This is a genomic window from Duganella sp. CF402 (assembly GCF_900109645.1).
GTDB lineage: Bacteria > Pseudomonadota > Gammaproteobacteria > Burkholderiales > Burkholderiaceae_D > Rugamonas.
In genome coordinates this window covers 2,460,699-2,473,599 of the sequence record NZ_FOBG01000001.1, presented here as the reverse complement: position 1 = coordinate 2,473,599, position 12,901 = coordinate 2,460,699, and the positions used below count along the sequence as shown (strand labels likewise).

At 64.7% G+C, this 12,901-nt stretch carries 7 protein-coding genes; all 7 read left to right on the top strand.

Features of this window, described 5'->3' with window-relative positions; all coding sequences use genetic code 11:
• Positions 1-10: 10 nt before the first annotated feature.
• The 7 genes from surE (at position 11) to pbpC (ending at position 12,847) form a co-directional block, all read left to right on the top strand.
• Complete coding sequence (surE, locus tag BMZ70_RS11115; RefSeq protein ID WP_092273689.1) at positions 11-748, top strand: 5'/3'-nucleotidase SurE; 738 nt, start codon at positions 11-13, stop codon at positions 746-748.
• Positions 745-1,614, top strand: coding sequence for a protein-L-isoaspartate(D-aspartate) O-methyltransferase (locus BMZ70_RS11110; RefSeq protein WP_092273686.1), 870 nt, complete (start codon positions 745-747; stop codon positions 1,612-1,614). Before surE ends, BMZ70_RS11110 begins: the two co-directional genes overlap by 4 nt.
• A gap of 29 nt (positions 1,615-1,643) precedes the next feature.
• On the top strand, positions 1,644-2,570 hold the full coding sequence (locus BMZ70_RS11105; RefSeq protein ID WP_092273683.1) for a peptidoglycan DD-metalloendopeptidase family protein: 927 nt from the start codon (positions 1,644-1,646) through the stop codon (positions 2,568-2,570).
• Positions 2,571-2,583: 13 nt separating this feature from the next.
• Positions 2,584-3,588, top strand: a complete 1,005-nt coding sequence (rpoS, locus tag BMZ70_RS11100; RefSeq protein ID WP_092273680.1) for an RNA polymerase sigma factor RpoS — start codon at positions 2,584-2,586, stop codon at positions 3,586-3,588.
• 77 nt (positions 3,589-3,665) lie between these two features.
• On the top strand, positions 3,666-5,009 hold the full coding sequence (rlmD, locus tag BMZ70_RS11095; protein ID WP_092273677.1) for a 23S rRNA (uracil(1939)-C(5))-methyltransferase RlmD: 1,344 nt from the start codon (positions 3,666-3,668) through the stop codon (positions 5,007-5,009).
• Positions 5,010-5,090: 81 nt separating this feature from the next.
• Positions 5,091-10,754 carry an alpha-2-macroglobulin family protein gene (locus tag BMZ70_RS11090; RefSeq protein WP_092273674.1) on the top strand — a complete coding sequence of 1,888 codons (5,664 nt, stop codon included), beginning with the start codon at positions 5,091-5,093 and terminating at the stop codon, positions 10,752-10,754.
• On the top strand, positions 10,751-12,847 hold the full coding sequence (gene pbpC, locus BMZ70_RS11085; protein WP_092273671.1) for a penicillin-binding protein 1C: 2,097 nt from the start codon (positions 10,751-10,753) through the stop codon (positions 12,845-12,847). The genes BMZ70_RS11090 and pbpC overlap by 4 nt, the downstream gene beginning before the upstream one ends.
• The last annotated feature ends 54 nt before the right edge of the window (positions 12,848-12,901 follow it).

Below are 12,901 nucleotides of genomic sequence, written 5' to 3'. Positions count from 1 at the left end.
AATCTCCCGTATGAGAATCCTGATAAGCAATGACGACGGCTACCTGGCGCCCGGTATCAATGCGCTGGCCGAGGCGCTCGCACCCATCGCGGAGATCGTGGTGGTGGCGCCGGACAGCAACCGCTCGGGCGCATCGAACTCCCTGTCGCTGGACCGGCCGCTGTCGGTGCAGCGGGCGGCCAATGGTTTTTATTTTGTCAACGGCACGCCCAGCGACTGCGTGCACGTGGCCCTGACCGCCATTCTGGACACCAAGCCCGACCTGGTGGTGTCTGGCATCAACAACGGCCCGAACATGGGGGACGACACCCTGTATTCCGGCACTGTGGCGGCTGCCACCGAGGGATTCCTGTTCGGCATCCCGGCCATCGCCTTTTCGCAGGGCACGTATGGCTGGGAGCATATCGACGCCGCCGCCCGCCATGCGCGCGACCTGATCCAGCGTTATTACGAAGCGCTGCCGCGTCCCTGCCTGTGGAACGTGAATATACCCAACCGTCCTTATGAGCAACTTAACGCCGTGGTGGCGACCCGGCTTGGCCGGCGTCATCAGTCCGAGCCAGTGATCAAGGCCAAGGACCCGCGCGGCAAGGATATCTACTGGATCGGCCCGCCCGGCGCCTGCAAGGACGCAGGCGAGGGCACCGATTTCCACGCAGTGGCCGCCGGCCAGACCTCGATCACCCCGCTGCAAATCGATCTGACCCACACTTCCCAACTCAGTGCATTGGCAAAGGCCTTGGCATGACCGAAAAAAACCGTACCTTTCCTTTGCCGCTGTCCTCGGTAGTAGACAAGGGGGCCAAAAAGGCAACGGTCTTTGCGCCGGTGGCGACGCCGCAAACCGCCACCCAGAACGCCGCGCGCCATACGCCGCCGCAGTATCCCGCCCCGCGCGCGGTGGCGGCGCCGTCCAAGTCGCACAGCTACGCGATGGAGCGCGCCCAGCCGGCGCCGTCCACCGCGCCGCGCTCCAATCCGCTGGTGTCGGACGCCGTGCGCCGCGCGATGGTGCAGCGCATCGCCAACCAGGGCGTCAAGGACCAGGTGGTGCTGAACGCGATGGACACGGTGCCGCGCCACATGTTCATGGACGAAGGGCTGGCGCCGCAAGCCTATGTCGACGCCTCGCTGCCGATCGGTCATCACCAGACCATTTCGCAGCCCTACATCGTGGCGCGCATGATCGAGGTGATGCGCAACGGCGGCCAGCTCAAGCGCGTGCTGGAGATCGGCACCGGCTGCGGCTACCAGGCGGCGGTGCTGTCCTGCGTGGCGCAGGAGGTGTATTCGATCGAGCGTATCAAGCCGCTGCACGAGCTGGCCAAGGCCAATCTGCGGCCGCTGCGCGTGCCGAATCTGCGCTTGCACTACGGAGATGGTATGCTTGGCCTGCCGCAAGCGGCCCCGTTTGACGGTATCATTCTGGCCGCCGCCGGAATGGAAGTGCCGCAAGCGTTGCTGGAACAGCTGGCCATCGGCGGCCGCCTGGTCGCGCCGGTGGGCGTGCGCACGCAGCATTTGGAACTGATTACACGCCTCGGCAAGACGGAATGGACCAGCCACACGCTGGAAGATTGCCATTTCGTGCCGCTGCGTCCGGGCGTAGTGTAATGCCCGAACCACACAGACATAAGATGAGAATGACGAAGAAAAGCAATCTGCTCGCGATGAGCTTTGCGCTCGCTTTATTGAGCGCTTGCACCACCACTCCCAATCAGGCCCCGGTGGTCGACCGTACCACGCCGCCGGCCGCCAAGCCAAGCACCCCTGAGCCGGCGCCGGTCGCCCGCGACGAGCGCGGCCTGTACACCGTGAAAAAGGGCGACACCCTGATCCGCATCGCGCTGGAATTCGGCCAGAATTACCGCGACCTGGTGGCCTGGAATAATCTGTCCAACCCGAACGACATCAAGGTCGACCAGGTGCTGCGCGTGCTGCCGCCGGAGAGCAACGGCGTGGAAACCGCCGCCGTGGTGATGCCGCCGTCCGACAAGACCCCGGCCGCGCCGCCGGTGGTGAAGAAAACCGCGCCGAAAGGCGAGAAGAAGCCGTATTCCGAGGCCAATCTGGTTGAAATGCAGCGCGCCGATAATGGCAAGGATGCGGCCAGCCCGGCCCCAGCCACTACGGTGGCGCGCGCCAATGTGCCGACGCCGGCCCCGGCCGCGCCAGCCGCCCCGGCGCTGAGCGGCGACGACGCCAGCCTGAGCTGGGTCTGGCCGGCCGACGGTAAAGTGATTGCCACTTTCGACGAGGGCAAGAACAAGGGCGTGGATATCTCCGGCAAGGCCGGCCAGCAAGTCGTGGCGGCCGGCGCAGGAAAAGTGATGTACGCCGGTAGCGGCATCCGTGGATATGGTAATCTCGTCATTGTGAAGCACAGTAATAATTTGTTGTCGGCCTACGCGCACAACCGGGCCATCCTGGTCAAGGAAGGGCAGAGCGTGACCAAGGGACAAATGATTGCGGAAATGGGCGATTCCGATACCGATGCCGTCAAGCTGCACTTTGAGATACGGCAGCAGGGCAAACCGGTCGACCCCTCCCGTTTCCTGCCTAACCGCTAGCTGAGCCGATGAGATGACCTCTACGCCGCACGATCAGATGGATGACGATGCACTCCCGGACGATTTCCGGGACGATGCCGGCGATGATGTGGTCATCGATGGAGCGGACGACGCGGATGCGCCCGAATCGGGCGCGGTCCTCGAAAGCGTCGATGAACTGAAAAAAGTGCTGGCCGCCGAGCTGTCCACCGACACCACCCAGCACTATCTGAATCAAATTGGGACCCGCCCGCTGCTGACCGCGCCGCAGGAAGTCCACTACGCCACGCTGGCCAAGGCCGGCGACTTCAGCGCGCGCCAGACCATGATCGAGCACAACCTGCGGCTGGTGGTGTCGATCGCCAAGCACTACATCAATCGCGGCGTGGTGCTGCTCGATATGATCGAAGAGGGCAACATCGGCCTGATGCGCGCCATCGACAAGTTCGAGCCCGAGCGCGGCTTCCGGTTTTCCACTTATGCCACCTGGTGGATCCGCCAGAGCATCGAGCGCGCCATCATGAACCAGGCCCGTACGGTGCGCCTGCCGGTGCACATGGTGCGCGAGCTGAACCAGATCCTGCGCGGCAAATACCATCTCGAAGCCCAGCACCACAACGGCAAGGACGCCACCGCCGAGGACATCGCCGAGCTGGTCGGCCGGCCGGTGGAGGAGGTGCAGGATATCCTGGCCCTGTCCGAGCACGCCACCTCGCTCGATGCGCCGCTTGACAACGACCCGCAATCGTCGCTGATGGACATGCTGCCCGGCGACGCCGACGACAGCCCGGACGCCCGCGCCGAGCACCACGAGATGACCGTGCTGGTGCGCGACTGGCTCACCAAACTGCCCGACAAGCAGCGCATCGTCATCATGCGCCGCTTCGGCCTCGACAACGACGACCCGGCCACGCTGGAGACCCTGGCCGAGGAAATGGGCGTCACCCGCGAGCGCGTGCGCCAGATCCAGCAGGAAGCGCTGGTCAAGCTCAAGCGGGCGATGGCCGCGCGCGGCGTGGTCCGCGATTCCCTGCTGTAGTTCCTTCCCATTCTGCTATCATATCGGCCCCGGCATCGCTGCCGGCGCCTTCCTTTTGCCATTCAATATTGAACGCTATGCAAGAAAATACCATCGACATCAAATCGCTCGACATGGACGCCCGTGGCGTCGGCCACCTGCAAGACAATGAAGACGGCACGCCGGGCAAAGTGGTGTTCGTGGAAGGCGCCTTGCCGGGCGAGCGCGTCAGCTTCGAAACCTTCAAGAAGAAAAAGAACTGGGAAGCGGCGCGCATGACCGCGCTGCACCGCGAATCGTCGATGCGCGTGAAGCCGAAGTGCGAACACTTCGATTACTGCGGCGGCTGCTCCATGCAGCACATCGAGCCGGGCGCGCAGGTCGCCATCAAGCAGCGCGTGCTGGAAGATAACCTGTGGCACATCGGCAAAGTCACGGCCGACAACATCATGCGCCCGATGTACGGCCCGACCTGGGGCTACCGCTACCGCGCGCGCCTGTCGGTGCGCTGGGTCGAGAAAAAAGGCACGGTGCTGGTCGGCTTCAAGGAAAAGAAATCGGTCTTCGTGGCCGACATCAAGAGCTGCCAGATCCTGCCGAAGCACGTGTCCGACATGTTCCTGCCGCTGCGCGCGCTGATCGGCTCGCTGACCCTGTTCAACCAGATCCCGCAGATCGAGCTGGCCATCGGTGAAGACGTCACCGTGCTGGTGCTGCGCATCATGGCGCCGATGACGGCCGACGACGAAACCAAGCTCAAGGCCTTCGCCGACCAATACAAGATACAGTTCTGGCTGCAGACCAAGGGCCCGGAAACTGCCGAGCCGTTCTACCCGCTGGAGCCGCAGCTGCACTACCTGCTGCCGGAATACGGCGTGCGCATGCCGTTCAAGCCGGTCGACTTCACCCAGGTGAATCACCACATCAACCGCGTGCTGGTGCACAAGGCGCTGCGCCTGCTGGAGGTGCAGCCGGAAGACCGCGTGGCCGATCTGTTCTGCGGCCTGGGCAACTTCACCCTGCCGCTGGCGACGCTGGCGCGCGAAGTGGTGGGCATCGAAGGCAGCCAGGCGCTGACCGACCGTTCGCTGAGCAACGCCAAGGCCAACGGCCTCGATAGCAAGACCACCTTCTACAACCGCAACCTGTTCGAAGTGACGCCGCAGGATCTGATTGAGCTGGGCAAGTTCGACCGCATGCTGATCGACCCGCCGCGCGACGGCGCGATGGAACTGTCGCTGGCGCTGAGTGAACTGCGCAAGACCAATCCGGAATTCCTGCCGAAGCGGATTGTGTACGTCTCGTGCAGTCCATCGACGCTGGCGCGCGACGCCAACGTACTGGTCAACCTGGCCGGCTACAAACTCGATAAAGCCGGCGTGGTCAACATGTTCCCGCACACCTCGCACGTCGAGTCGATGGCGGTGTTCGATCTGGTGTAAGTGTTTTTCTTCTAATGTTATTGACTTTGCAGGAGGCGTGCGCAACACTGAGCTGATCCTTTATCAGCGCCTGGAGTTGGCATGCGCCTCCTGTCCCGCCTCATCGCGTTGGCTGCGTTCTGCAGCCCGCTGGCCGTTCTGGCCGATACTTCCGTCACTTCGTTTTCGCCCTCCGGCACCGTCAAAGGCGTGCGCCAGGTGGCGGCGCGCTTCAGCGGGCAGATGGTCCCCTTGGGCGACATGCGGCTCGGCGATCCGTTCACCGTCGACTGTCCCGAAGAAGGCAAGGGCCGCTGGATCGATGGCCGTAACTGGAGCTACGATTTTGTCCGCGACCTGCCGGCCGGCGTGGCTTGCCGCTTCACGCTGCGCGATGAGCTGAAGGATTTGAGCGGCAAGCCGCTGGGCGGGGCGCGCCAATTCAGTTTTGATACCGGCGGCCCGGCCGTGGTGGAGGCAGCGCCGCGCGAAGGATCTAGCTACATTGACGAGCAGCAGATTTTCGTGCTGGGCCTCGACGCACCGGCCAGCGATGACACGGTGGCTGCGCATGCATGGTGCCGCGCCGATGGCATCAACGAAAAAATCGGTGTGCGCGTGCTACAGGGCGCGGAACGCCAGCAGGTGCTGGATATGCGCAAGGCCTTCACCGAGCGCTATCTGTCGCTGTACTTCAAGGCGCGCGGCCTGGTGTGGCGCGCTACCACGGCGGTCAACAACAAGAAGCTGGAGCGCCTGCCGCTGGCGGTCCTGCAGTGCAAGCGCAATCTGCCGGCGGCGACCGAGGTGTCGCTGGTGTGGGGCGCGGGGATCAAGGCCGGTAGCGGCATCGTCACCACGCAGGATCAAACGCTGTCGTACAAGACGCGGCCCGACTTCACGGCGCGCTTCAGTTGCGACAGGCTGTCGGCCGATGCCGGCTGCGTGCCGTTTCTGCCGATGCGCGTGCAGTTCTCCGCGCCGGTGAAACGCGCCGACGGGCTGGCCGTCAAGATCACGGGGCCGGGCGGCAAAGTCTTCAAGCCGGTGCTCGACAAGGAAGAGGAAAAAAGCGAGTACCTTGAATGGCTGACTTTCAAGGGGCCGTTCCCGGAAAGCGCGAAGCTGAGCGTTTCGCTGCCGGCCGCGCTGAGGGACGATGCGGGCCGCGCGCTGGTCAATCAATCGCGCTTCCCGATGGCGATACGTACCGATGCGCAGCCGCCGCTGGTCAAATTCCCGGCGCGCTTCGGTATTATCGAAGCCAAGAGCGACAAGCTGCTGCCGGTCACGGTGCGCAACGTCGAGGCGCAAGTGGCCGGCGCCAAAGTCGATGGTGCGGCCTTGCGCGTCAACGACGGTGCGGCGTCCACCGAGCAGCAGGACCAGCAAGTCATCGCATGGCTCAAGCGCATGGGCAGCAGCTACAGCTGGGAGCCGCAGGAACTTTACGCCGACAAGATGATCAAGCCGCTGCTGGACGCCAAGGCCGGCAAGGTCGAACGCTTCACCATGCCCAAGCCGGGCGGCGGCAAGGCGTTTGAAGTGGTGGGCATCCCGCTGCGCAAGCCGGGCTTTTATGTGGTGGAGCTGGCGAGCCCCAAGCTCGGGGCAGGGCTGGCGCTGGGCAAAGGGCCGGCGTATGTGAGTTCGGCCGCGCTGGTGACCAATATGGTGGCGCACTTCAAGCACGGCGCGGAATCGTCGCTGGTGTGGGTGACGTCGCTCGACAAGGGCAAGCCGGTGCCGCAGGCGCAGGTGACAGTGCGCGACTACCACGGCAAGCTGCTGTGGCAAGGCATGACCGACAGCGGCGGCCTGGCGCACATCCGGCAGGAGCTGGTGCAGAAGGACGAGCAGCGCTTCTTCATCAGCGCGCGGCTGGGCGGCGACATGACGTTCACGCTGTCCGACTGGGATCGCGGCATCGAGACGTGGCGCTTTAATCTGCCGACCGGTTATTTCGGCGCTGATAATCTGATTGCATCCACGGTGTTTGACCGTACGCTGCTGCGCGCCGGTGAAACGGTGCACATGAAGCACTTCCTGCGCCGCCATGTGGAGCAGGGGCTGGTGCGCGCGGCCAAGGAACAGGCCAGCAGCATGTTCATCATCCACGAAGGCAGCGGCCAGCAGTACGAGCTGCCGCTGAAGTGGAGCGCCAACGGCTCGGCCGACAACACATGGTCGATTCCGGCCGACGCCAAGCAGGGCTGGTATCAGTTGATGATAGGCGGTCGCGGGTCGGGCCGTTTCCGTGTCGAGCAGTTCCGGGTGCCGACCATGAAGGCGCTGCTGCAAGGACCGAAGACGCCGGCAGTGCAGGCGTCGGCGGTGGATCTGGACGTGCAACTGAGTTACCTGTCCGGCGGCGGCGCGGGCGACGCACCGGTGCAGTTGCGCACCGTGGTGCAGGACAAGAGCGTGAGCTTTGAGGATTATGCGGACTTCAGCTTCAGCAATGGCGACGTCAAGGTGGGCGTCGAACAGCGCGGCGGCAGTTTCGATGATGACGAGGGCATGTTCGAGGGCGAGGAAGACGCTGCCGCCAGTCCCGGCGCGGTCCGCACGCGCAGCCTGACGCTGGACAAGGCCGGTGGCGCGCGCGTCTCGCTGGACCAGTTGCCGCAGGTGCAAACGCCGCGCGAGGTGATGGCCGAGATGACCTGGCAGGACGCCAACGGCGAAACGCTGTCCGCCGCTACGCGCATTCCGTTGTGGCCATCGAATTACGTGATCGGCATCCAGCCGGATGGATGGGTGGCCAGCAAGGACGCGCTCAAGTTCACGGTGGCGGTGCTGGACTTGCAAGGCAAGCCGGTGGCCGATGCGCCGGTGGCGGTGGACTTCTTCCAGCGTCAGTCTTACTCGCATCGACGCCGCTTGATCGGCGGCTTCTACGCTTACGAGAACAGCAGCGAAGTGAAGCTGCTCGGCGCGGCCTGCGAGGGCAAGACTGACAGCAAGGGCTTGCTGATCTGCCAGACCAAGGCGCCCGCATCGGGCAATCTGATTTTGCGCGCGAAGACGCAGGACGCGCAACAGCATGCCGCCGTCGCGCATCGCGAGGTGTGGGTGGCCGACGGCGCCGACTGGTGGTTCGCCGCCACCGACAACGACCGCATCGATCTGCTGCCGGAGAAGAAGCGCTATGAGTCGGGCGATACTGCCACCTTCCAGGTGCGCATGCCGTTCCGCGAAGCGACCGCGCTGATTACAGTGGAGCGCGAGGGCGTGATCGATGCGTATGTTCGTCCGCTCAGCGGCAGCGAGCCGGTGTTCTCGATTCCTGTGAAGAAGCAGTATGCGCCGAATGTCTACGTCTCCGCGATGGTGGTGCGTGGCCGTGTGAGCGGCGTGCAGCCAACGGCGCTGGTCGACCTGGGCAAGCCGGCTTACAAACTGGGTATCGCACCGCTGCGCGTGGGCTGGTCGGCCAATGAACTCAAGGTGCAGGTCAAGGCGGATAAGGAAGTCTACAAGGTGCGCGACAAGGCCGCGGTGAAAGTCAAGGTGACGCGCTCCGACGGCTCCGCGCCGCCGGCTGGTGCGGAGGTGGCGCTGGCAGCGGTGGACGTTGGTCTGCTGGAGCTGATGCCGAATACCAGTTGGGATCTGCTGGAAGCCATGATGGAGCAGCGTAACCTGCAAGTGACCACGGCCACCGCGCAGATGCAGGTGGTCGGCAAGCGCCACTTTGGCCGGAAGGCGGTGCCGGCCGGCGGTGGCGGCGGCAAGGGGGCGGGGCGTGAGTTGTTCGATACGCTGCTGTTCTGGAAAGCGCGCGTCACGCTGGATGCCAACGGCGAAGCCACGGTGCAGGTGCCGATCAATGATTCGCTGACGGCGTTCCGGATCGTCGCGGTGGCCAGCGCCGACGCCGATTTGTTCGGCACCGGCCGCACCGAGGTGCGCAGTTCGCAGGACCTGATCCTGCTTTCCGGCCTGCCGTCGCTGGTGCGCGAGGGCGATCGCTTCCGCGCCACTTTCACGCTGCGGAATACCACCGACGCCGCAGTGAGAGCCACCCTCAACGCCAACGCGGGAGGCAAAGCCCTGTCGCCACAGACGGTGGCGCTGGATCCCGGGCAGGCGCGCGAAGTGGGCTGGGACGTGCAAGTGCCGTTGTCCTCCAACACGCTGGCATGGGACGTCAGCGCCGCAGTGGAGGGGGGCGGCGCTGCCTCGTCGGACCGCATCAAGATCAAGCAGCAGGTGGTGCCTGCCGTGCCGGTGACGGTAATGCAGGCGACCTTGCTGCAACTGGATCGCAAACAGAGCATCGCTGTCAAAGCGCCGGAAGATTCAGTGGCAGGACGCGGCGGCGTGCAAGTGCAGTTCAGCCCCAAGCTGGGTGGCGAGTTGCCGGGGGTGCGCGACTACATGCTGCAATATCCGTATCGCTGCTTCGAACAGGTGACTTCACGCTCGATCGCGCTGCATGATGAGGCCATGTGGAACGCGGCGGTGGAAAAACTGCCCAACTACCTGGACGCCGATGGCCTGGTCAAATACTTCTCGCTGATGGAGCAGGGCAGCGATACGCTGACAGCCTACGTGCTGTCCGCCGCCGGCGAAGCCGGCTACGCGATTCCCGACGCGCTCAAAGGCCGCATGGAATCCGCGCTGCTGGCTTTCGTGCAGGGCAAGGTGGTGCGCTACTCGTCGCTGCCGACCGCCGACCTAGCCGTGCGCAAGATCGCGGCGCTGGAAGCCTTGTCGCGTTCGCGCGCCGTCAGCGCCAGTGAGCTGGAATCCTTCACGGTGCAGCCGAACCTGTGGCCGACGTCCGCCGTCATCGACTGGTACCAGATCCTGCAACGCTCGCCCAAGCTGCCGCAGCACGCGCAGCGCTTGAAGGAGGTGGACCAGATCCTGCGTTCGCGCCTCAACCTGCAGGGCACCACCATGACCTTCTCGACCGAGCGCACCGATGACTGGTGGTGGCTGATGTCCTCGGCCGACAGCAACGCCAACCGCCTGTTGCTGGTCATGGCCGACAACCCGGCGTGGAAGGACGACATCGGCCGCCTCGCGCGCGGTGCGCTGGGGCGGCAGAAGAAGGGCCGCTGGGGCACCACCGTCGCCAACGCATGGGGCGTGCTGGCGATCGACAAATTCTCGCAGCTGTTTGAGCGCGATAAAGTAAGCGGCACGGCTGGCGCCACGCTGGGCAATGCCAGCAAGAGCATCGCCTTTGGCGGCGATCCGGCTGGCGGCACGACGATGCTGCCGTGGCCGCGCGGCGGCGCCGGTCCGCTGGAACTGGAGCATGCCGGCGCGGGCAAGCCGTGGGTGACGGTGCAAACCTTGTCCGCCGTGCCGCTCAAGACATCGCTGGCAAGCGGCTACAAGATCGCCAAGACCATCACGCCGCTGGAGCAGAAAGTGAAGGGCGCATGGTCGCGAGGCGACACCTACCGCGTGCACCTGGATCTGGAAGCGCAGTCAGACATGACGTGGGTGGTGGTGGATGATCCGATTCCGGCCAGCGCCACGGTGCTGGGCTCGGGACTGGGCGGCGATTCGAAGATCGCTACCGGCGGTGAACGCAGTACTGGTTGGGTGTATCCGGCCTTCCAGGAACGCACTTTTGAAGGCTACCGCGCGTTCTACAGCTTCGTCCCGAAAGGCAAATGGAGCGTGGAGTACACCGTGCGTTTGAATAATCCGGGCCAGTTCAACCTGCCGCCGACGCGGGTGGAAGCAATGTACAGCCCTGAAATGTTCGGCGCATCCCCGAACGCAGTGATGAACGTGAAATGAAACTGATCTCCTCCGCCATTGTGCTGGCGCTGGCCGGCGCCAATGTCCATGCCGTGCCGGCGTTTGACGAGGTGCGCGCTGCGTACCGCTCGTCGGACGCGGAGCTGCTGGACCGCCACGGTGTAGCGATCCAGTCGCTGCGTATCGACATGGCGGTGCGGCGCTTGCCGTGGGTGGCGCTGGGCGACATCTCGCCCGCGCTGCCGGCGGCGGTGCTGCAGGCGGAGGACCAGCGCTTCTACGAACACAATGGCGTGGATTGGAGCGCGGCGGCCAAGGCGGCATGGGATAACCTGTTCCGCACCCGCCCGCGCGGTGCATCGACCATTACCATGCAGCTGGCGGCCTTGCTCGATCCTGCCTTGCAGCCTGTCGCCAAGGGACGCAACTGGGGCCAGAAATGGGATCAGGTGACGGCCGCGCGCGAGCTCGATGCGCAGTGGAGCAAGCAGCAGATCATGGAGGCGTACTTGAACATGGTGTCGTATCGCGGCGAGCTGCAAGGTGTGGGGGCGGCGGCGCGCAGCATGTTCGGCAAGGCGCCATCGGGATTGGATTCAAGCGAGTCAGTGATTCTCGCCAGCTTGCTGCGCGCTCCGGCGGCCGGACAGAAAATGGTGGCGCAGCGCGCGTGTTCGCTGGCGCACGAGTTGCAGCTGCCCTCGACCTGCAGCGAAATCCAGTTGCGCATTATCGTGGCGTGGAGCCGTCCGCAGTTGGCGGGCAAGCTGGCGCCTGCGCCGCAAGTGGCGCAGCAACTGCTGACGCGCAGCGGGCAGGCGGTGCGCAGCACGCTGGATGGAGGCTTGCAGCGTCACGCGCAGGCTGTGTTGCGCCAGCAGCTGGCGGCGCTGAATGGCCGCAATGTGAACGACGGCGCGGTGGTCGTGCTGGAAAACGCTAGCGGCGAAATCCTCGCCTATGTTGGCAACGCGGGCGGCTCCGACGTCGATGGCGTGGCGGCGCTGCGCCAGGCCGGATCCACCCTCAAGCCTTTCCTGTATGAGCTGGCGCTGGAACGCAAGCAGATCACGGCGGCCTCGCTGATGGATGATACGGCGATCGATATCTCGACCGGCTCGGGCATGTACGCGCCGCAGAATTACGACAAGGGCTACAAGGGCTACGTCAGCGCGCGCACCAGCCTTGCCAGTTCGCTCAACGTGCCCGCCGTGCGCACGCTGATGATGACGGGGATGGAGCGTTTTCATGAGCGTCTGCGCGATGTGGGCTTGAGCAGCTTGACGCAGCCGGCCGAATACTACGGCTACTCGCTGGCGCTGGGTTCGGCCGAGGTATCGCTGTTGGAGCTGGCGAATGCGTATCGCGTGCTGGCGAATGGCGGCATGTACAGCGCGGCCATGCTGGCGCCGCAGGCAGCTAAGGCGCCGCAGCCGCGCCGCGTGCTCGATGCGCGGGCCGCCTTCATCGTCAGCGATATCCTGGCTGACCGCGCGGCGCGCAGCCTGACCTTCGGCTTGAAGAACGAGCTGGCGACTACTTTCTGGGCAGCGGTCAAAACCGGCACCAGCAAAGACATGCGCGATAACTGGTGCGTGGGCTATTCGGAAAAGTACACGGTTGGTGTCTGGGTGGGGAATTTCAATGGCCAGTCGATGTGGGACGTGTCGGGCGTCAGCGGCGCGGCGCCGGTGTGGCGCGACGTGATGGATTACCTGCACCGCAGCACCGCCAGCCGCGCGCCCAAGCCGCCGGCCGGCGTGGTGCGGCAGCAGATCGCGTATCAGCCGGAGCTGGAATCGGCACGCGGAGAGTGGTTCATCGCCGGCACCGAAAGCCCGCTGGTCACACTGGTGCACGACGAGCATCGCGCGCCGAAGATCCTGTATCCGGGCGACGCCAGCATCCTGGCTCTCGATCCCGATATTCCGGACGCCACCCAGCGCGTCTTCTTCCTCGCCCAGGGCGGCCAGGGGCTACGCTGGCAGCTGGACGGCGAGCCGCTGGCCCAAGCTAGCACCGATTACGCCTGGCGTCCAACGCCGGGCCAACACCAGCTAGCCCTGATCGACGCCAACGCCACCCCCATCGCTACCACTCGCTTCCAGGTGCGCGGTGTAAGCCAGCAATAAGCACGCAATAAAAAAGCCGGCGCGAAGGCCGGCTTTTTGAGGAGGGCAGATGAC

Coding starts and splice junctions, on each gene's coding strand:
- surE (WP_092273689.1), top strand. CDS start 11: ATGAGAATCCTGATAAGCAATGACGACGGCTACCTGGCGCCCGGTATC.
- BMZ70_RS11110 (WP_092273686.1), top strand. CDS start 745: ATGACCGAAAAAAACCGTACCTTTCCTTTGCCGCTGTCCTCGGTAGTA.
- BMZ70_RS11105 (WP_092273683.1), top strand. CDS start 1,644: ATGACGAAGAAAAGCAATCTGCTCGCGATGAGCTTTGCGCTCGCTTTA.
- rpoS (WP_092273680.1), top strand. CDS start 2,584: ATGACCTCTACGCCGCACGATCAGATGGATGACGATGCACTCCCGGAC.
- rlmD (WP_092273677.1), top strand. CDS start 3,666: ATGCAAGAAAATACCATCGACATCAAATCGCTCGACATGGACGCCCGT.
- BMZ70_RS11090 (WP_092273674.1), top strand. CDS start 5,091: ATGCGCCTCCTGTCCCGCCTCATCGCGTTGGCTGCGTTCTGCAGCCCG.
- pbpC (WP_092273671.1), top strand. CDS start 10,751: ATGAAACTGATCTCCTCCGCCATTGTGCTGGCGCTGGCCGGCGCCAAT.